Origin of the sequence: Rhodococcus sp. NCIMB 12038, from assembly GCF_002165735.1 — a bacterium.
GTDB lineage: Bacteria > Actinomycetota > Actinomycetes > Mycobacteriales > Mycobacteriaceae > Rhodococcus_F.
This window is the reverse complement of the sequence record NZ_NHML01000033.1, coordinates 42,733-62,878: the sequence shown is the minus strand read 5'-3', so window position 1 is coordinate 62,878 and position 20,146 is coordinate 42,733. Positions and strand designations below refer to the sequence as shown.

The following is a 20,146-nucleotide window of genomic DNA, read 5'->3' as shown; positions in this document are numbered from 1 at the left end:
TCCAAACCATCGATATGTTACAGATTGGCATCGCCGCCCTCGGTACGCTGCGTCTACTCGCCCTTCAGTTGGGAGATGATCGGCGCGAACGCATCCATCTGTGTGGGGAACACACCGACGTAGGACATTGTCGTCTTTTCTCGCACCATACGGATCTGATCGGCGATCTCCTCGAAGCTTCCGATCGCGAGATACGGCGAGCTCAGGATGTCTTCGACGGACAGCTTCACGTCGGCCTCGATGTTGGGCGGGAAGCCCTGGTCGATTGCGGCGAGCGCCATCTCGGCGGTCTGCTCACGGTCGTCGGTGATGACGATGGTGGTGATCGTCCAGTTCAGTTCGATGTCGTCGAACCGGTCACCGGCAGCCTCCCGGATCCGGTCGACGCGCTCCATCGTCTTCTCGAGCGTGACACCCGACAGGAGGAGCTTGCCTTCCTTGCTGGTCGGCGTCGCCACGGAGATGATGTCGGCGTACTTGGCGGCGAGCGCCAGCATCTTGGGGCCACCGCCGCCGACGGCGATCGGGGGACGCGGACCCTGCCGCGGCCGCGGGCTGCCCGTCAACCCCTTGATCTGGTAGTACTTGCCGTCGAAGTTGCACTCCTGACCGCGCAGCAGCACATCGAGAATCTGCAGGGTCTCCTCGAGCTTGGCGATCCGGACGCCCGGACGCTCGTAGTCGATGCCGCCCTTGTCGAACTCTTCCTTCATCCAGCCTGCGCCGATGCCGAGTTCGAGGCGGCCACCCGACAGCACGTCGATGGTGGCGGCGTCCTTGGCGAGGATCGCCGGATGCCGGAAGCCGTTGGCGAGGACGGCGGTGCCGAGCCGAATCTTGTCCGTCGCGATCGCGAGCGCACCCAGCGCGGCGATCGGTCCGACCTGGTTACCGAGGTGGTCGGGGATCATGAAGCTGTCGAACCCGAGTTCCTCGGCCTTCTGCGCAAGCTTGACGAACCGACGCGCGCCGCCCTCGTCCGCGTTGCCCTCTCCGCCTGCGGCGAATCGGAACTTACGCAACGAGCTGGCGTCGGAACTCATGAATAGCTTCTCCTGTGGTGAAACGCCCCCGTTCAGGACGTGAACATCGGTGGGTCGGGCACGGGTGGTGCAGCAACAGTGCAGCACTCTACCGGTGCCGGGAAACGCACACTACCGGCGAGTACGCGTCGTGCCTATCTGTTCGGGACGATTCACGGCTCACCGACCACGGTGAACCCACCCGCCACAAAATCAACTGTGGGCCGGGGTCGGGGCGGCCTCTATCTTCTGGGCTGCCCATCCGGCGATCCACTGCGTGGCCGTCGTGCCGGAGTCGTCGACGACGTACGAGTTGTACATCGCGTGGACCGGGTTGTTGTTGTACTCGAGAAGACGCAATCCGCTGCCGATCCAGTTGCTCGGCTTCAGCGCCTGCGCCGGCGCGTCGCAGATCCCGTCCGTGGGGGCGCAGATCTCGACCGCCCGGTCGGCGAGTTCCCCGAAACCGCCGGGCCGCTGACCGGTCATCGTGATTCCCGGGATCTGCAGACCGGCCAGGGACAGTTCGGCTCCGACACCGGCGACCGGCTGCCCGACGTTCGTCGCGGCGGCCGGGTCGCGGCGACCATCGGCGATGAGCCCGACACCCAGCACCAGGTCCGCCGGAACAGGGCCGTTACCTGCGCCGATGCTCGACGCGACGTCGCCGGCGATGACGGCGCCCTGGGAGAAGCCGGTGAGCAGGAAGCTGGTCAGCGGGCACTCGGCGTGCCGGCGGATCAGGATGTCGTTGGTGGCGGCGGTGCCGGCGCCGCGGCTGTTGTTGTACGACTGCTGCCCGTCCGGCGGGAACGCGACCGGGTTGGAGAACTGCGCGACGTACGGAACCGTGTACACGTCGGCGCGCGAGGACTCGAACTGCTCCTGCAACGGCCGCGACACGTTGAGCATCAGCGACGCCGGGTTGGCCGTCGGGTTGTACGGGTCGTCGGTTGCGCTGGACTCCCACGTGCCGGGGACGACGACCACCTGGACGTCGGGACAACTCGCCGGCTGGGCATTGGGACGCTCGGGACCGGGCGGGGTCGGGATCGGTTTGGGCAGCCGCCCTGCGAGCAGATACCAGAGCGCGATCACTGCGACGAGAATCACCAGCAGGATCACGATCAGCACCAGCAGTTTGCGCAGGAGGCTGCTCTTCTTCTTCCGCGTTCCGCGCCCGGTCACCGACATCGGCGTCTACTTGCAGTAGGTCGCGTGGGCGACGTTCATGTAGGTCGTGGCGTTGGCCGTCGCCTGCTCCTGGGTCAGTTCCTTCCCCGCAGCGGACGCCTCGGTGCCGACCATCGCTGTGACGAACACCATCGTCTCGGGGTCGCTCTTGCCTTCGGCCTTGGCCTGGCAGATGAAGTCGGCGGTGCTGACGGCCATGGTGCCGTCGGCGGCGGGCTCGATGCCCTTGGCCTTCAGCGCGTCGAGGAACTTCTGGCCGTCGGCGCTGACCGGGACCTCGCTGGGGCCGGGGAAGTCGCCCGGAACTTCCTCGGGCTGCGCGGGCGGTGCGGTGGCCGCTTCGCCGGGGCTCGTCACCGGCGCGGAGGCCGACGCGGACGCGCTCGCGCTGGGCGCGGCGGACGCCGAACTCTCGGCGGAACTGGACGCGGCCGCGGACGTCGTGGGCGCGCTGGTGGACGGGTTGGACGTCGCCGTGGAGTCGTCGCTACCGCACCCGACCAACAATCCGCTCGCTGCGACGGCGAGCGCGCCTACCGCGATCGACCGTCGGAAGGTGGTGCTGATACGTGAGTGCTGCGGCATCTATTTCCGTCCTTGCTTTCCAAGTCGTTGTCTCTCGACAGGGTACAGACGCAGTTCGGGCGGAAACCTGGTCCGCCGGACCCGGCCCCGCCCGCTGCGTGTGAGATTTCTAGTACGGTCCGGCCATCAGTGAATCTCGGCCTTGTTGTCGATCACTGTGACGAATCCGGTCTGGAAGTTCTGCTGAACGCCACCGGGAATGGCGAATTTGTCGCTGATCGGGAAGCCGAGGCGGCCACCCTCGTAGCCTGCGCTCTTCCAGGCGTCGAAGATCGGCCCGTTCTCGACGGCCCAGGCGCCCGACAGCGGACTCCAGTAGATGTTGCCGCCCTCGAACTGGTTGAACCGGCCGCCGTCCTTGACGGGGATCTCGCTGGTCTTCGGGAATCCGAGCCAGCCGCCCTCGTAACCGAGTTCGGCGTATTTGCCCATGATCATTCCCTGCACGCGGTGGGTGCCGTTGGCAGGACTGAAGTACATGGCGCCGATCTCGAAGCCCTGCACCGCGCCGTCCTTGCCGGGCGTGGGAACTTCCTCGGCCACCGGGTATCCGAGGGGTCCGGACTCCCAGCCCTGCCGGGCCCACTCGTCACGGATCGCGCCGCGGACGGCGTGCGCCCCGGTCTGCGGCGACCAGTAGACGGACCCGTGCTCGAAGTGGTTGAAGCGACCGCGTCCGTCGGGGGTGGCCAGTTCGGGCGTCGTCGGGTAGCCGAGCGGCCCGCCGGGACCGCCGGTCGCCTGGTAGACGCCGCCGATGGCACCGGCCACCGGCTGTGCGCCGGTGTCGGACTTGGCGAAGATCCGGCCGTTGCGGAAGTCCTGGACCGTTCCGCCCGCGAGGCTGTATTCAGGGGTCAGGCAGTCGCCGATCCACGGGTTCGCGCCTGCGACACCGGCGATGGAGCCACCGGTGGTGCACACCGGCTTCTCGGGTTCGACATTGACGGCGCTCGCGAGCTGCGGCCACAGCTGGTGCAGTTCGAACTGCCAGTACGGCCACGAGTGCGTGCCGGACGGCCGGTAGTTGACCTGGGCGGGGATGCCCAGCTTGTTGAGCTTGGTCGCGAACGTCTGGGACGTCAGTCGCGAGAGGATCTCGAGTCCCATGCCCGCGTAGTTGGTGCTGACGCCCGGGATTCCGGACGGCTGGTCGTACGGGCCCGTGGTGCCGCTGCCGCTGGAGATGTACAGGCTGACGCCCTTGAGCTTGTCGGCCAGCAGGTACGGATCGTGTTCCTCCCACGCGGAACTGGTCGGGGGACCCCACATCGCGTCCGCGTCGAATCCGCCTGCGTCGCTCATCGCGTAGGCGACGGCCTGCGGCATGCCGAGCGCCGTGGTGGTGAGCATGCCCGACAGCGACGCGGCGAACTTGAAGAATCCCTGGTTGCGGGCCGCGAGGAACATCGCGGACGTGCCGCCCATCGACAGTCCGACGACGCCACGTGTCTGCGTGGTGCGCCAATCGCTTTCGAGGATCGGGGGCAGTTCCTTAGTGAGGAACGTCTCCCACTGGTAGTTCTGGCCGTTGTCCTGGGCCACCCAGTCGGAGTAGAAGCTGGACTGGCCGCCGACCGGGAGGACGACGTTGATGTTCTTGTCCGCGAAGAACGATTCGGCGTCGGTCTCGAGCGTCCAGCCGTTTTCGTTGTCCTGCGCGCGGAGGCCGTCGAGCATGTAGACGGACGGGAACTTCTCCGTCGGCTTCGAGTTCCAGTCCCGCGCCAGCAGCATCTGCACCTGGATCGGTACACCCATCGACGGAGAGTTGATCCAGATCGCCACGCGACGGTCGGTGAGCCAGTCGACGTGATGGATCGTCGCGCCGCCCGGGGCCTGGGTAGCCACCGGAGCCTGCGCGGCGACGGGCGCAGCCGAGACGGTGGCGGTCTGGGTGAACCCGACCGCCACCGGCACCACGAGCACAGCGGCAAGCGAGGCGAGCGCGCGCCTTCGAACGTTTCCGGTCGACGAACGCTGACGTTCTGCCCTGAACAGGCCTACTCGCATGACGTTCACTCTCTCTCTGCGCGTCGAGGCCAACACGGAGCACGGCCTCGCGTTCCGGTTCTTTCTACACGCAAACAACAGACGAGTGGGAGTGCCGCGCTGTTACAGCTGGTGCAATTGTTACTTCCGAGCTACCCGATCGTGTTGCCGAGGTCGCCTGCCAGATCGTGGATCTGCTGCTGCCAGTAGCGCCACGTGTGGATGCCGCGGGGCGGGAAGCTGTAGGTGACGTTCTTCGCGCCGAGGGTCGCCATCTTGACCTGGAAGGCACGGGTGTTCGCCAGCGACAGCGCCTCGAGGCTCGCACCGGTGGTCGCGTTGAACACGTCCATGGGTCCGGTCGGTGCGGCTCCGCCGGGGGCGGGGATGCCGTTGGCGGCCGACACCCACAGGCGGGTGTTGTTGTCGCGAAGCTTGTTCGCGAAGACGAACGGGTCGTTGCGCAGCCACGCCGGGTTCCACGGCGGGCCCCACATGGCGTCGACGTTGTAGCGGCCGGCGTCGAGCATCGCGATGCGGATCGCCTCACGCATGCCGGGAGCGGAGATGTTCAGGTAACCGGACAGCGAGCCGGCGTAGTTGAACTGCTCCGGGTGGTAGGCGGCGAGCGTCAGGGCGGCGCTGCCACCCATCGACAGGCCGATGACGCCGTTGCGGGTGGGCTGGAAGCCGAGGCGGTTCGCCAGTGCGTCGCGCAGTTCCTCGGTGAGGAACGTCTCCCACTTGTACGGGGTCTTCTGCCCGTTGAGGTTCGAGTTCGACAACCAGTCGGAGTAGAAGCTGGACTGCCCGCCGACCGGCTGGACGACGTTGATGTTCTGCGAGGCGAGGAACGGGCCCGCGTCGGTGTTGACTTCCCAGCCGCTCAGGTCGTCCTGCGCGCGCAGACCGTCGAGCAGGTAGACGACACGGTTGGTGTTGCCGTCAGCGGCCCGCCAGATGCGGCTCTTGATCGGACCCATGGAGGAGTCGACCCAGAAGTCCTGCGCTGCGGGGTCGAAGGCTGCGGATGCGGTTGCGCCGCCGCCCACCATGGTCACGCCCAGTGGCAGTGCGACCGCCAGAGCAATTGCGGCGGCGGTACGCCTGGCCCATCCGCTTGTTCTCGTCGAACCCCCAACTCGCATGAACTCGTCTTCCCTCCGCTTGATGCGTCTCGCGCCGCGGCCGCGGCAACCTCTTGACAACTCTCGTGAAATCTCACGTACAGACGCCACCCGCGCAGCGCTCGCTGCGCGGGTGGCGTCTCGACGGGATCACCTTACTGACAAAGGGACCCGTTGTGCACTCCCGGGGGGAACGGATTTCGAGGTTTTCCTCTCACCCTCCGATCCCGGACGCAGCACTTTCAGAACGCACGAGCGCCGCCCCGCCGGTGAGGCGGGGCGGCATTCGCCACGAACGTGGTGGCGTCTAGATCACCAGGCGCCGAGCGTGTCCAGGATCTGGCCGCGAGCCTTCCACAGCTCCGAACCCCAGTACGGCCACGAGTGCGTGCCGTTGGCGGGGAAGTCGAAGGTGGCCGGCACACCGAGGGTGGCCAGACGCACCTGGAAGGCGCGGGTGTTGGCCAGGGCGAGGGCCTCGAGGCCCATGCCGTTCGCGGTGTTGTAGTAGTCGATCGGCGCACGCGGGTGGTCGAATTCACCGGGCAGACCGCTGGCAGCCGAGATGAACATCGACAGGCCGTTCAGGCGCGGGGCGAACACGAACGGGTCGTTGCGCAGCCACGCCGGGTTCCACGGCGGGCCCCACATCGAGTCGACGTTGAAGCGGCCGGCGTCGAGCATCGCGACGCGGATCGCCTCACGCATGCCGGGAGCCGAGATGTTCAGGTAGCCGGACAGCGAACCGGCGAACTTGAACTGGTCGCGGTGGTACGCGGCGAGCGTCAGAGCGGCGCTGCCACCCATCGACAGGCCGAGGACGGCGTTGTTGGTGCGCGAGACACCGTAATTGGCCAGGAAGTCGGGCAGTTCCTGGGTCAGGAACGTCTCCCACTTGTAGGTGACGGGCTGACCGTTGAAGTTGCTCGCCGAGTACCAGTCCGAGTAGAAGCTGGACTCGCCGCCGACGGGCATGACGAGCGTCACGTTGTCGTTGCGGTACTGGTCGAACGCGTTGGTCTCGAAACTCCATGCGTTGCGGTCGTTGCGGGCCCGCAGTCCGTCGAGCAGGTACAGCGCGGAGCTACCGCCGCGGGCCGCCCACTGGACCTGGACCTTGATCGGTCCCATGGAAGAGGGAACCCACAGTTCCTCGTAGCCACCGGCCGGCGCGGTCTTGGCGGGCCCCGCGTGCGTCGGTGCTGCTGCAGCAACGGCTCCACCAGCGATTCCTGCGCCTACAGGCAGTACCAGTGCGACGGCACCGATGGCCATCGCACGCTGCTTGAGGCGCTGAGACAACCTCGGTCTGGCAAAACGCATGAATACTGCTCACTCTCTTCGTCTGCGGACTCCGCCAACTGGGCGGCTCCGGCGGATTCCGTCGGGGAACAGGCGACCTGCCGGCCCCGGCGCGAGGCCGGGTCGGCAGCGGACCTCTTCCAAGTCACACTGCGCTTGGTGGACTGTATGTCACACGAACTTCCCTGACAAACGCTCGCGGAGCGCTTTTCGGGGAACTTCCAGACCACCGTCACGATGACTCATCATCGACGTACATCGTCGCCGACAGTTCCAGCGTTACACAAACGAGATCTGATGTTCCGACATCGAGATCTGCCCGGGACGCCCCGGTGACACAGGCCCCGCCCGGTACGCCCTATTTGGCCGGTTCCGGGAACGGCGGCTCGAGATTGCACCGCTGAATTTCATATGCGGGAACGCGCTCGATTCGATAACTCGCGAAATGCAGCGCATCCTTGAAATTCTGTTTGAAACGCGGCCACGTCAGTTCCGAGCGGTACGACGTCAGCAGGTCCTGCGTCTCCGGACAGGTGAGCGCGACCCGCGCCTCCGTCACCCATTCCTCGTCGAGGAATCCGGGCATCCAGGGGTGCTTGTCGATCATTCCGGTGTCCACCACGACCCAGTCGGGGTAGAGGGCTTTGTCGTGCCCGATACGGCCGTCGTCCAGCCGCTCGGTGTGCGCCGCAAGCGGGTACGCCAGACCCATCTGGTCCAGCACCCGCACGTCGAGGCCGACGTTCATGCTCGTCATGCCGAGGTTCAGGAAGTACACGGTGTGGCCTGCGCCGTCCTCCGGGATCGGAAGGGGCGGTGGGACGACGAACCAGTACGTGTAGTCGGCGGACGGGATCAGCAAGCCGCCGTCGGGGGTGTCCGCGATGGTCTGGACCATGGCGCGCATCCGCGGGTAGTCCAGGTAGTCGTCCGCGCGAATCGGGTGCGCATGACCGGTGTTGAGAACGTAGAACGCGCGTTCGTCGACAATTCCGGAACGTCCGATTACGACACCTTCCGGCATTCCCGTCGTGTTCGAGGCGAAAAACGCCCACACGACCGTGCCGACCCACAGGAAAGCCATTGCCAGGAAAATCGACGATTCCCTGTTACGGCCCCATGATGCGCGGTCCGGAATTCGCACCGGAATTACCGCGACGGGCACGATGAAACAGAACAGAACGGGCAGAAGGACGCGGCCGTGCATGAAGTCGCCACCGACGCGCAACGAGTACAGACCGAGGATCAGGCCGCTCGCGAGGACGAAGACGACGACGGCATTCTGCGTGCGCAGCCATCCGCGCAGGCGCGTCAGCCGATTCCCCTCGGTGTGACGAACACCATGCTCGATGTCCTTGTCCCGGCCGCGCCAGGCGATCACGGCGCCGGCGAACAGGAAGACCAGCGGCAGCCACAGCAGGTACGGGCCGAGCAGGTTCCACAGGTAGGCGAAACCCTGCGACCACTTCGCGCCGCCCGCGTCCTTCGACACCGCGGTGTTGGGGTACGGGAGGGCGTAGTAGCCCATCCGCCAGATCTGGTAGCCCACCGGGACGATGCCGGCGACGAACACCATCGCCACCCGCACCACCCATGTGAGGCCGGGCGCCAGGAAAATCATGGCCAGCGACAGCACACCCAGGATCGCCAGTTCGGGGCGCACGAGCGGGCCCATGCCTGCGATGAACGCAAGCGTCAGCACCGAGGTGGTGGACGGGGTGGCCGCCTGGCTCCACCGGACCAGCAGCAGCCAGAGCAACGCGATCCAGAAGATGACGAGGCAGCTTTCGAGGCCCGACGTCGCGAAGTCGCGGGCCGGGGGCACCGCGATGTAGACGAGCACACCGGCGGGCATCAGGAACAGCGTGCCGCCGCCGGCGAAGGATCCACCGCGGTACAGCCGCGCGGTGCCGAACATGGCGAGCACGATCGCCGCCGTGGACAGAATCAGCGCGATCGTCAGAACCACGTATTCGAGCCGGGCCTGGGACAGCCAGCTGAACGCGTAGACGATGTACGTCCACGCGGTACTGGTGTTGGCCTCGACCCGCTCGCCCGAGTTGAAGACCGGACCGTTGCCCGCGAGCAGGTTCCGGACCGTGCGCAGCACGATCAGACCGTCGTCGGCAATCCATCGCCGTTCCCAGGCACCCCAGAACATCAGGAGAGCCGAGATGGCCACACCCCCGAGGAAGACCACCCTCGAGAGGATGGCCTTCCGGTGGCGTTCGGTGGTCCGCTCCGCGGCGGCGCCCGATTCCTCGGCGTCGCCTACCAAGTCAGACGAGGTAGACAGCGACACCCACCACTCCGATCCAGGCAATCGCGAGAAGTTGGAGCACGCGGTCGCCCAGCGCGATCTCCTCGGGCTCCCCCGCCTCGCCGCCGTCGACGTCCACGGCATAACGCAGGATCGCGATCGTGAACGGCACCATGGAGATGGCGTACCAGTTGGTGCCCTTCAGGTCGTCCTGCTGGAACGCCCACAGTCCGTAGCAGAGCACGACCGCGGTGGCGCTCAGCGTCCAGACGAACCGCAGGTACGTGGTGGTGTAGTTCTCGAGGGACTTGCGGATCTTCGCGCCGGTGCGCTCGGCGAGCTGCAGTTCGGCGTACCGCTTACCGGCCGCCATGAACAGCGAACCGAATGCCATGACGAGCAGGAACCACTGCGACAGCGCGATCTCAGCGGCCACACCGCCGGCGATGGCGCGCAGCAGGAACCCGGACGAGACGATGCAGATGTCGAGGACGGCCTGGTGTTTGAGGCCGAAGCAGTACGCCAGCTGAATGCCGATGTAGACGGCCATCACGACCGCGAGCTGCCAGTTCGCGAGGAACGACAGGGCGATCGAACCGCCCAGCAGCACGACGGCCATCGCGAACGCCAGGTTGACGGGCAGCACACCGGCCGCGATGGGGCGGAATCGCTTGGTGGGGTGCGCGCGGTCCGCTTCGACGTCCATCGCGTCGTTGACGAGGTAGATGCCGGACGCTGCCATGCAGAACACCACGAAGGCGAGCGCGACGGGAAGCAGGACGGCGGATTCCGTCGCCGTGCCCGCGGCGACGGGAGCTGCGAGGACCAGGACGTTCTTGACCCACTGACGCGGGCGGACGGCCTTGACGATGCCAGCCGCCAGGGATGTCGGGGGTCCGGTGACGACAGCCGGTTCCTCGCTCATTTTTCTCCAAACTTCTGCTCGGCCTTCAGCACCGCGACCGCGGAGGCGGCCCCCAGGGCAGATCCGGCGAGCACATCGGTCGGGTAGTGCACTCCCAGAACGAGCCGGGAAAGCAGCATCGGCGGTACCAACAACGCAGGCAAGGGTAGCCCGGTGAGTCGGCCGAGCAGCACGGCAGCCGCTGTGGTGGATGTCGCATGCGAAGACGGGAAGCTCAATTTGCTGGGCGTCGACACGTTGACCTGGATCGACGGGTCGGTCGGCCGCGGGCGGCGGACGATGCGTTTGATCACGATCGAGGCGGCGTGGGCGCCGACAGCACCCACTGCGACGCCCGCCCACTGCCGGCGACGGGGCTTGTCGAGCGCCGCGCCGATGCCGGCGACGGCCACCCACCCGAGGGCGTGCTCACCGAAGTGCGACATTCCCCGTGCGGTCGAGACGACGCCGGGACGGCTCGCGATCGTCGACTGGACGGTCTGCAGGATCTGGATCTCACTGGATGCCGAAGACACGTTCCCACCTCTCCTTACTGGTCAGGGCAGGAACGGCGTCCTGGTACTCGCGCTTGAGTTCGGGGAATCGCTGGGCCAGTTCGCGGCGCAGCCGGATCGCTTCCTTCAGCAGCGCGAGCGCAAGCTTGGGGTTGCGCTTGCGGTAGACGACTCCACGGCCGTCCGCGGTGGTGACGGTGACACCGTCCACCTGGGACAGCAGGAACCACCGCGCGTCGAGGGTGGGCACGTTGAGCTGGGGACGCTCGTGGTGTTCCTCGTGGGCCGGCTTGACGTTGTGGACGAGGCCCTTGCCGAGTCGCACGATCTTCGCGAGCGGGTTGCGGGGCTCACCGACGGCGCCGACCTCGGCACCCGAGGGCAGCGGCAAGTCCGTCGACGACGGCACGACCACGGCGTCCGGGTACTCCTTGCGCATCGCGTGGACGTTGCCGAGCGCGGTGGGAAGCAGTTCGAAGATGTGCTCGGGGCCCTGCAGGAAGTCGGCGATGGCCTGGTTCTGAATCGCGACCGTCGAGTATTCGAGGCACAGCAGGTGCTTGATCGTGGCCTTGACCGTATTGATCACGAGGCCGCGGCCGTTGCCGGGCATGTGCAGCGACGCGACGACGAGACGGTTCCGCAAGTGGAAGTACGCCTGCCAGTCGATGGCGTCGTCCTTGTCGCTCCACGCCATGTGCCAGATCGCGGCACCGGGCATGGTGACGGTCGGGTAGCCGGCGGCGCGGGCGCGCAGGCCGTACTCCGCGTCGTCCCATTTGATGAACAGCGGCAGCGGCTGACCCAGTTCCTCCGCGGCCTGCCGCGGGATCATGCACATCCACCAGCCGTTGTAGTCGACATCGATGCGGCGGTGCAGCAGGCGGGAGTTCTCGCGGTCGCTCAGCGGGTAGCGGGAGAAGTCGTGGTCGTACTCGACGTTCGGGGCGGCCGTCCACATGAAGATGCTGCGGTCGACGACCTCGCCCATCGAGTGCAGGTGGCTGCGCTCCTGGAGGTTCAGCATCTGCCCGCCGACGAGCATCGGCGACTTCGCGAACCGGGACATGGCGAGCGCGCGGAGGATCGAGTCGGGCTCGATCTCGATGTCGTCGTCCATGAACAGGATGTGCTGGCAGTCGGTGGTCTTCAGCGCCTCGTACATGATGCGGCTGTAGCCGCCGGACCCGCCGAGGTTCGCCTGGTCGTGCATCGCCAGCCGGTCGCCGAGCGCCTCCGCGGCCTCCGTGAAGCCCGGCTCGTCCTTGACCTTGCGAGTGCCCTGGTCCGGGATGATGACGGCCTTGACGACGTCCATGACGAGCTCGTCGGACGCCAGCGCCGTCAGCGCCTTGACGCAGTCGGTGGGCCGGTTGAACGTGGGGATGCCGACGGCGACGGTGGCCTCACCGGGGGCGTCGACCGGCGCGTACCAGCCGGCGCTCTCCAGCACGACCTCGGTGTCGCTGGTGATGTCGAACCAGATCCAGCCGCCGTCCTCGAACGGCGCCAACTCGATCTCGAACTCGAGGGAGGCGTCGCCATCCTGGAACTCGCGCCCCTCGACGTGGATGCGCGACGAGTCGGCCTTCGACCGGTACACGTCGATGCGGCAGTGCCCCGACAGCTCGAGCCGCAGCACCACGGAGTTCAGCGTGCTCCACCGGCGCCAGTAGCTGGCCGGGAACGCGTTGAAGTAGGTACAGAACGACGCCTCGGACTCGGCACCGACCGACAGCGACGTCCGCGACAGCGAATGCGCGCGGCGGCTGTTGGTCTTCGCCTCCTCCAGGTAGAGGGTGCGCACGTCCAGCGGCTCACCGGCGCGCGGCAGGATCACCCGCTGCAGCAGCGACTTGCCGAGAAGCGGCGCGTCCTCGGTGACCTTCTCCGATTCGAGCAGATGCCGGGCGCTCATTCGGCCTCCCCCACGAGGTCCGCACCGGATTCGAAGTGCGGACGCAGGGAGTTGTCGAACATCGACAGCGCGCTGGCGATCGCCATGTGCATGTCCAGGTACTGGTAGGTGCCGAGACGGCCGCCGAACAGGACCCTGTTCGCGGACATCTCCTCCTTCGCGCGGTCGCGGTAGGCGGCGAGCATCGCGCGGTCGTCCGGGGTGTTGATCGGGTAGTACGGCTCGTCCTTGCTCTCCGCGAACCGGGAGAACTCCCGCATGATGACCGTCTTGTCCTTCGGGTAGTCCCGCTCCGGGTGGAAGTGGCGGAACTCGTGGATCCGGGTGAAGGGCACGTCGGCGTCGTTGTAGTTCATGACCGGCGTTCCCTGGAAGTCACCGGTCTCGAGCACCTCGGTCTCGAAGTCGAGGGTGCGCCAGCCCAGCTCGCCCTCGGAGTAGTCGAAGTAGCGGTCGAGGGGGCCCGTGTAGACGACGGGGGCGTCCGGGCTCTCGGCGCGCAGGTCGTCGCGGACGTCGAACCAGTCGGTCTCGAGCCGGACCTCGATCTTCGGGTCCTTCGCCATGTTCTCGAGCCACGCGGTGTAGCCGTCGACGGGCAGGCCCTCGTACGTGTCGTTGAAGTAGCGGTTGTCGAACGTGTACCGCACCGGCAGGCGGGTGATGTTGCCCGCGGGCAGATTCTTCGGGTCCGTCTGCCACTGCTTGGCGGTGTAGTCGCGCACGAACGCCTCGTACAGCGGGCGGCCGATCAGGGAGATCGCCTTCTCCTCCAGGTTCGACGCCTCCTTGGAGTCGATCTCGGAGGACTGTTCGGCGATCAGCTTCCGCGCCTCGTCCGGGGTGAAGTAGCGCCCGAAGAACTGCGACACCAGACCCAGCCCCATCGGGAACTGGTACGCCTGCCCCTTGTGCAGCGCGAACACCCGGTGCTGGTAGTTCGTGAATTCGGTGAACTGGGTGACGTAGTCCCACACCCTCTTGTTCGAGGTGTGGAACAGGTGCGCTCCGTACTTGTGGATCTCGATGCCGGTCTCGGGCTCGGCCTCCGAATAGGCGTTTCCGCCCAGGTGATGACGGCGGTCGAGCACCAGCACACGCTTACCCAGCTGTGTTGCTGCACGCTCGGCGACGGTCAGTCCGAAAAATCCGGAGCCGACGACAATGAGGTCGTACCGGCCAGGGGCGGTTGTCTCTGGGGTTGCAGCGGTCACGATGAACCAGGGTAAGCGACTCCGCGACCTGTGCGCGGCCAAGGGGTGCAGGGACCCCTTCGGCACGCACGAGGAGTTCTCCCTGTATTCACCGGTTCTGCAGACCTCGTTGTTCCCGCCGACGCGGCGATCGCGCTTCATGAGCGGGTGCGCATCGTCCAGCTGGCGAACTTCTACGGACCGCGGTCGGGTGGACTCCGCACCGCCCTCCACAACTGGGGTCAGGGGTACGTCGAACGCGGACACGAGGTGATCCTCGTCGTCCCAGGTCAGCGGGACTGTGAGGAGCTGCTGCCGAGCGGGGTCCTGCGGATCACCCGGTCCGCCCCGACCATCCCGTGGACCGGCGGTTATCGCGTCGTCGATCCGCACCGGGTGGCCGACGTCGTCACCGGTCTCGGACCGGACGTCCTGGAGGTGTCCGACCGGCTGACGCTGCGCGGTTTCGGGGCCTGGGCCCGGGCCCGCGGAGTACGCAGTGTCGTCGTGTCACACGAGCGCCTCGACCGGTTGCTCGGCCAGTTCGCTCCGCGGCGCGTGGCCCGCGGCTGGGCCGACGTCGCGAACCGCCGGATGGCGCGCAACTACGACGCCGTCGTCTGCACGACGGACTTCGCGAGCGAGGAGTTCACCCGGATCGGGGCCCCCAACCTGCACCGGGTCCCGCTCGGTGTCGACCTCGCGATGTTCCACCCCGGCAAACACGACCAGGTGATGCGCGACTCCTTCGCCGATCCGGCGCAGCGTTTCCTTCTGCACTGCGGCCGGTTGTCGGTGGAGAAGCAGGTGGAGCGGAGCATCGACGCCGTCCGGCTGTTGCGGCGGCAGGGGCACGACGCCCGGCTCGTCATCGCAGGCGACGGCCCCCGGCGCGACGCGCTGCAGTACCGGGCCCGGGGGCTCCCCGTGCACTTCACCGGGTTCATCAGCGACAAGGGCCGCCTAGCGTCGCTGTTCGCGTCGGCGGACGTGTCGCTGGCGCCCGGACCGCACGAGACGTTCTGCCTGTCGGCGCTCGAGTCGCTGGCGGCGGGCACCCCGGTGGTCGCGTCACAGTCGTCGGCTCTCGCCGAGATCATCACACCCGGCTGCGGCGCCCTGGCCCGGGACCGGGGCCCGGCGTTCGCCGAAGCCGTGAGCGGCATCCTCGAGATTCCCTCGCGCACCCGCCGGGCGTCGGCCCGGCGGCGGGCCGAGGACTTCGGCTGGGCCGAGTCCGTCGACGGGATGCTCGCCGTGCTCGAGGGGTCCGCTCCTCTGTCTTCGGTCTAGCGTGTTCGGCCTAGCTGCCGCCGGTCGGGAGCCACTCGCGGAGCACGCTGGCGTCGATCACCTGCGCTCCCAGTTTCTTCGTCCAGATGATGGTTCCGTTGGTGAACATCCGGAACTTGCCCGCCTCCGACGGCAGCATCATCTCGGGACCGATCGGCGCGCCGAGTGTGCTGTTGACGCCGCCGAGTTCCTTGTACTTCTCGGCGATCGGCGAACCCTCGGTGGTGCCGACGGTGTCCTCGCCCGCGGAGGCGAGGATGGACGGATCGGGTTCGCCGGGGACGGCAGGCGGCGCCGGCACCGCGAGTCCGTCACCGAGCGTGAACCAGTCGGACTTGAGCTTCAGCTTCGCCCTCGCCTCGGCGCCGGTCGCCTCGGCGGTCCCCGACGTTCCGACCACCTTCACACCGGTGACGCGTCCGCCGTCGACCCCGAAGTTGTTGCGCGTGACCACCTCGAACGATTCGAGTTCGCCGACGTTGAACGCGGACGCGATGTCGCCCGCGGTGAGGGTCACCACCCAGTCGTGGTTCGGTGACACCGTGTCGCCCTGGTCCTCGACGGCCGGGAACTCGCCACCCGCGGTGTATCCGCCTGTGGACGAGGAGAATTCGGCAGCGACGGGCTGGTTGTCCTTGGTCAGGATCATGCCCTTGGTGGAGCGGACGGCGTCCGTGGTCCGCGGGTCCTCCTTCGCGGAACCGCCGTAGACCTGGCAGCTCTGGGTGTCGCAGGTCTTCGCGTACTCTTCCCGGTTCTCGGCGGCGGCGTAGGAGCGGGCCGCGACGGCCTGCGCCCGAAGCGCCTCGGCCCCACCGGTGTCGGCCCAGCCGGCCTTCGCCTCGGCGGGCACCACACCCAGCAGGTAGTCGTCCATGTCGACGACGTTGACGGTGCGCACGGCGGCGCCGTCGAGCGCGACCCCGAGGGCGCCGCGGTAGGGGGTGTCACCGGCGCACAGCTTGAGGTGTTCGTTCGCGGGACGGTCGGGGGCGAGGTCGATCGGGTCGACCCACGGGTGGTCGGTGGCGTCCTGCCACAGGACGTCGCCGGCACATCCGCGGGTGACGACGACGTTGGCGCCGCCGTCCGCGGTCGGGGTCAGGTGGACGGCCTCGCCCGGTCCGACGGGCTTGCCTGCGACGACCGCGCCGGCGTCGGAGTAGACGTCGAGCGGCTGGTCGTCGCGCGCCTGCAGCCGGACGCTGATCTGCGCGTCGGCGAGGGTGCCGAGCGTGGTGCCGCCGTAGTAGTGGCCGAGGATGCGCTCGGCCGCCCACCCCTGATCCTTCGCGTATCCGTAGGCGCCCCACTGGCCCATCCCGCGACCGTGGCCGTTGCCGTGCCCGGACAGCGTGAAGGGCGTGTCGGAGGCGACGGTTTCCCGGACGTCCTGCCCGGAGGAGCGCACCTGCAGGACCACGCCGGTGACGGCGCCGACGACGAGGACGGGTGCGATGCCGAGTGCCGACGCGCGCAGAAGCTTGGCCCTGAACCCGCGCGGGGCGGGAGGTCCCGCGATGTACCGCCTCCTGCGAGTCCAGGCAGGTCTACCTGCACGAACCCCGAATTCGGTCTTCGCCATCACTGCACTCCTCATCGCTGAACAACGAGCGCTGAGACGGAGCGTGCACCTCGTCTCAGCGGGTCCGAGAAATTCGGGATAAAGTCTCAATGTAAGGTTGAGCGTTATGGACCTGTGTGACTAGTGTGGCAAGAGTGATTGGAGTTAGCAACAACAGTCTCTCCTGTCACACAAGCATCACGAGTTGCAGACACGCGAGGTCGCTCGCAGGAAACTACAACTGAGGAGAGTCCCCCTTGCCGCACCGTCGACCGAAGCCCTCGATCGTCCTCGGGGCTGTCGCCGCGCTGGCTGTCGCAAGTCCCGTTGCGGTCTACGGCATCAGTAGCGCACCCTCGGACGTCCGATCCACGAACGAAACCTCCAACTCCGCCGTGTCCACCGAGATCGCGCAGGTAGTGCTGTCGCAGATCCCGGACATCGTGATTCCGCTGAAGGAACTGACCGGGCTGAACCTGCCGGACGTCAACATCGGCGACCTCCGGAACCTGAAGATCCCGCCGTACCTCCACATCCCCAGCAACGTGCAACTCCCCGGCGGAATCCAGATCCCCAGCCTGCAGATCCCGCTGAAAATCCCCGCCCCGGGCGACGTGTCCGACCCCGCGATCCTGCCCCCGGCCGACCAGCAGCCCGGCGCGATCGTCAAGGAACTGTCCCGCGACACCCCGTTCAGCATGGTGGCGCTCACGTCCGAAACTCTCGCGTCCGCGGAGTCGAAGGTCCGTGCGCTGCAGGCCGACGGAACGTGGGGACAGTGGGTCTCCCCCGACATGATCGACACCCGCCGCACCGACAAGACGGCGTCGGACGGCAAGGTCGCCACCGAACCCGTCTACGTCGGGCTGACGAAGGCGATCCAGATCCTGACCCCCACCTCCGCACCCGCGCAGGCGGGCGCACCCGCGCCGGGCGCGGTTCCCGCACCGGCACCCGAAGCCCCCGCTCCCGCCCCGGCGCCCGCCGCTGACGGGGCGGCGCCGCTCGGGTACATCCCCGCCGCCGTCAACACGCCGCTGCGACAGCAGCCTGCCCGGGCGGGCGCCGACGACGTCACCGCCGTGCTCATCGAACCGGGCAGCAGCCCCGGCGACTCCACCCTGAGCGACATCGCGAGCCCGCTCGACAGCGGCGGTCCCAAGGTCATCAGCCGCCAGCAGTGGGGCGCGGACGAGTCCATCCGCTGCCAGGACCCCGACTACGACGACTTCATCGGCGGTGCCACCGTTCACCACACCGCGGGCGCCAACGACTACTCGAAGGCCGAATCAGCCGAGATCGTCCGCGCCATCTACGCGTACCACGCGCAGACGCTCGGCTGGTGCGACATCGGCTACAACGCGCTGGTCGACAAATACGGCCAGATCTTCGAGGGCCGCGCAGGCGGTCTCGACCGTCCCGTCCAGGGCGCACACGCGGGCGGGTTCAACGAGAACACCACCGGTGTCGCGATGATGGGCGACTTCTCGTCCGAGGATCCGCCGCAGGCCACCCTCGACGCCGTCGGCAAGTTCCTCGGCTGGAAGCTCGGCAAGGCCGGACTCGACCCGCTCGGTGAAACGACGATGTACTCCGAGGGCACCGAATTCACCCCGTACGCGGAGGGTGAGGCCGTGGACCTGCCGGTGATCTTCGCGCACCGCGACGTCGGCAACACGTCCTGCCCGGGCGACGCGGCGTACTCGCACATGGACGAGATCCGGCAGATCGCGGCTGCCAACCTCAGCGGCGGCAACGCCTCACTGGCCTCGGACGCACCCTCGGGCCAGGCTCCGGCGCCGTCCGGCGGTCCGGGCACGGACGCCAGCGGCACTCTCGGCGCCGGGATCCCCGCGCTGGTCACCGAACTGCTGCGGCTCACCGATCCGTCGCCGGTCGCCCAGAAGTGGGTCGCGGAAGGCGGCGACACCGGCAGGCTCGGCCAGGCCATCACCGGGCTACTGCAGGCCAAGGCCGGGAACTCGGGCGCGGAGTTCGCCAACGGCGCCATCTTCACCTCGCCCAACGGCGGTGTGTGGGCGGTCCTCGGCCAGATCTTCAAGACGTGGCAGAACCTCGGGGCCGACAACGGCGAACTGGGCCTGCCGACGAGTGACGAGTACACGATCCCGGGCGGTCTGCGCACCGACTTCGAGAACGGCTCGCTGATCTTCAACGAGCTCACCGGCATCGTCACCAAGGTGTTGAAGACGTACAACGACACCTACGCGGAGGCCTACAAGAACGGCGCCCGGGTCGATGCCGCGGCTCCCGTCGCACCGCCCGCGGACCCGGCACAGGTTCCGCCTGCTCCCGCCGAGCCCGCTCCGGCACCGGCGCCTGCGCCCGAACCGGCTCCCGCGCCTGCTCCCGTCGAGCCGGCACCGGTTCCGGCCGGCTGACCGGGTTACTCCCACTCGGGCGCTGGTGGTCTCAGGACCACCAGCGCTCGAGTACTTTCGCGACCCCGTCGTCCCAGTTGGTGGCCGTCACCTCGTCGGCGGCGGCCTTGGCGTCGGGGTGCGCGTTCTCGACGGCGACACCGCGGCCCGCGAGGTTCAGCATCGGAATGTCGTTGGGCATGTCACCGAACGCCACGATCTGCGACGCCGTCACGCCGAGCCGTTCCGCGACCAGCGCGAGACCCGACGCCTTCGTGATGCCCGCCGCCGACAGTTCGATCAGCCCGTTGTCGGTGGAGAACGTGACGTCGGCGCGGCGCCCGATGTGCGGCGCCAGCGCATCGACCATCGCCTGACTGGACATTTCCGGCACCCGAATCAGCAACTTCACCGCGGGGGCCGCGACGACCTCGTTCTCGGACATCTCGGTGTTGTCGGGGTTGAGCCAGGCGTGCTGGTAGCCGGGGGAACTGACGAACTGCGGTGTCGCGGCGTCGTGGGCGCTGACCCCGACCCGCTCGGCCGCGAGACCGGCGCCGGGCAGCACGTCGAGCGCGATCGCCGACAGCCAGGTGAGGGTGTCCACGTCGAGGGTCGCGGCACTGAGCACGCGGTCGCTGTCGCTGTCGTAGATGACGGCGCCGTTGGCGCAGACGGCGAGCGGCGCGTAGCCGAGGCCCTCGACCACGGGATGGATCCAGCGCGGGGGCCTGCCGGTGGCCAGCACGAAGGGTGTCCCCGACGCGACGACCGACGCGACGGCGTCCCGGGTGCGGGCGCTGATGCGCTCGTCCTCCCCGATCAGGGTGCCGTCGACATCGGACGCTACAAGGCTCGGTCGGTCTGGGCTCACCCAGCCATTCTGCCTGCCGGGC

At 67.7% G+C, this 20,146-nt stretch carries 15 protein-coding genes; 2 read left to right on the top strand and 13 right to left on the bottom strand.

Annotated elements, in window-relative coordinates; translation table 11 throughout:
* Window positions 1-53: 53 nt before the first annotated feature.
* From CA951_RS34875 to glf, 11 genes are all read right to left on the bottom strand, one after another.
* The gene (locus tag CA951_RS34875) at window positions 54-1,043 is read right to left on the bottom strand and encodes an LLM class F420-dependent oxidoreductase (RefSeq protein WP_087561213.1); all 990 of its coding nucleotides are present in this window, start codon (window positions 1,041-1,043) and stop codon (window positions 54-56) included.
* A gap of 192 nt (window positions 1,044-1,235) precedes the next feature.
* Complete coding sequence (locus CA951_RS34870) at window positions 1,236-2,216, bottom strand: cutinase family protein (RefSeq protein ID WP_087561212.1); 981 nt, start codon at window positions 2,214-2,216, stop codon at window positions 1,236-1,238.
* A 6-nt stretch (window positions 2,217-2,222) separates the two neighbouring features.
* A complete protein-coding gene (locus CA951_RS34865) occupies window positions 2,223-2,801 on the bottom strand; it encodes a DUF732 domain-containing protein (protein WP_087561211.1) in 579 nt (192 codons plus the stop codon).
* A gap of 126 nt (window positions 2,802-2,927) precedes the next feature.
* Entirely contained in the window at window positions 2,928-4,814 is a 1,887-nt protein-coding gene (locus CA951_RS34860; RefSeq protein ID WP_087561248.1) for an alpha/beta hydrolase-fold protein, read from the bottom strand.
* Window positions 4,815-4,945: 131 nt separating this feature from the next.
* Entirely contained in the window at window positions 4,946-5,941 is a 996-nt protein-coding gene (locus CA951_RS34855; RefSeq protein WP_087561210.1) for an alpha/beta hydrolase family protein, read from the bottom strand.
* 291 nt (window positions 5,942-6,232) lie between these two features.
* Window positions 6,233-7,243 carry an alpha/beta hydrolase family protein gene (locus CA951_RS34850; RefSeq protein ID WP_087561209.1) on the bottom strand — a complete coding sequence of 337 codons (1,011 nt, stop codon included), beginning with the start codon at window positions 7,241-7,243 and terminating at the stop codon, window positions 6,233-6,235.
* A 337-nt stretch (window positions 7,244-7,580) separates the two neighbouring features.
* Window positions 7,581-9,500: a flagellar motor control protein ZomB gene (gene zomB, locus CA951_RS34845; RefSeq protein WP_087561208.1), complete on the bottom strand. Its 1,920-nt coding sequence runs from the start codon at window positions 9,498-9,500 to the stop codon at window positions 7,581-7,583.
* A gap of 1 nt (window position 9,501) precedes the next feature.
* Window positions 9,502-10,407, bottom strand: coding sequence for a decaprenyl-phosphate phosphoribosyltransferase (locus tag CA951_RS34840; protein WP_072938605.1), 906 nt, complete (start codon window positions 10,405-10,407; stop codon window positions 9,502-9,504).
* The gene (locus CA951_RS34835; RefSeq protein WP_087561207.1) at window positions 10,404-10,922 is read right to left on the bottom strand and encodes a phosphatase PAP2 family protein; all 519 of its coding nucleotides are present in this window, start codon (window positions 10,920-10,922) and stop codon (window positions 10,404-10,406) included. Before CA951_RS34835 ends, CA951_RS34840 begins: the two co-directional genes overlap by 4 nt.
* A complete protein-coding gene (locus CA951_RS34830; RefSeq protein WP_087561206.1) occupies window positions 10,903-12,819 on the bottom strand; it encodes a glycosyltransferase in 1,917 nt (638 codons plus the stop codon). Before CA951_RS34830 ends, CA951_RS34835 begins: the two co-directional genes overlap by 20 nt.
* A complete protein-coding gene (glf, locus tag CA951_RS34825) occupies window positions 12,816-14,033 on the bottom strand; it encodes a UDP-galactopyranose mutase (protein ID WP_087561247.1) in 1,218 nt (405 codons plus the stop codon). The genes CA951_RS34830 and glf overlap by 4 nt, the downstream gene beginning before the upstream one ends.
* A gap of 147 nt (window positions 14,034-14,180) precedes the next feature.
* Between glf and CA951_RS34820 the strand changes: the two genes are divergently transcribed.
* Complete coding sequence (locus tag CA951_RS34820; protein ID WP_087561205.1) at window positions 14,181-15,305, top strand: glycosyltransferase; 1,125 nt, start codon at window positions 14,181-14,183, stop codon at window positions 15,303-15,305.
* A 10-nt stretch (window positions 15,306-15,315) separates the two neighbouring features.
* Here CA951_RS34820 and CA951_RS34815 read toward each other — a convergent pair whose 3' ends face one another.
* On the bottom strand, window positions 15,316-16,890 hold the full coding sequence (locus tag CA951_RS34815; RefSeq protein WP_087561204.1) for a SpoIID/LytB domain-containing protein: 1,575 nt from the start codon (window positions 16,888-16,890) through the stop codon (window positions 15,316-15,318).
* Window positions 16,891-17,126: 236 nt separating this feature from the next.
* Here CA951_RS34815 and CA951_RS34810 point away from each other — a divergent pair, with 236 nt between their 5' ends.
* On the top strand, window positions 17,127-19,271 hold the full coding sequence (locus CA951_RS34810) for an N-acetylmuramoyl-L-alanine amidase (RefSeq protein WP_087561203.1): 2,145 nt from the start codon (window positions 17,127-17,129) through the stop codon (window positions 19,269-19,271).
* Window positions 19,272-19,302: 31 nt separating this feature from the next.
* Here the strand turns inward: CA951_RS34810 and CA951_RS34805 are convergent, their stop codons facing one another.
* Window positions 19,303-20,124, bottom strand: coding sequence for a Cof-type HAD-IIB family hydrolase (locus tag CA951_RS34805; RefSeq protein ID WP_072938619.1), 822 nt, complete (start codon window positions 20,122-20,124; stop codon window positions 19,303-19,305).
* Window positions 20,125-20,146: the final 22 nt, after the last annotated feature.

Coding starts and splice junctions, on each gene's coding strand:
- CA951_RS34875 (WP_087561213.1), bottom strand. CDS start 1,043: ATGAGTTCCGACGCCAGCTCGTTGCGTAAGTTCCGATTCGCCGCAGGC.
- CA951_RS34870 (WP_087561212.1), bottom strand. CDS start 2,216: ATGTCGGTGACCGGGCGCGGAACGCGGAAGAAGAAGAGCAGCCTCCTG.
- CA951_RS34865 (WP_087561211.1), bottom strand. CDS start 2,801: ATGCCGCAGCACTCACGTATCAGCACCACCTTCCGACGGTCGATCGCG.
- CA951_RS34860 (WP_087561248.1), bottom strand. CDS start 4,814: ATGCGAGTAGGCCTGTTCAGGGCAGAACGTCAGCGTTCGTCGACCGGA.
- CA951_RS34855 (WP_087561210.1), bottom strand. CDS start 5,941: ATGCGAGTTGGGGGTTCGACGAGAACAAGCGGATGGGCCAGGCGTACC.
- CA951_RS34850 (WP_087561209.1), bottom strand. CDS start 7,243: ATGCGTTTTGCCAGACCGAGGTTGTCTCAGCGCCTCAAGCAGCGTGCG.
- CA951_RS34840 (WP_072938605.1), bottom strand. CDS start 10,407: ATGAGCGAGGAACCGGCTGTCGTCACCGGACCCCCGACATCCCTGGCG.
- CA951_RS34830 (WP_087561206.1), bottom strand. CDS start 12,819: ATGAGCGCCCGGCATCTGCTCGAATCGGAGAAGGTCACCGAGGACGCG.
- CA951_RS34815 (WP_087561204.1), bottom strand. CDS start 16,890: ATGGCGAAGACCGAATTCGGGGTTCGTGCAGGTAGACCTGCCTGGACT.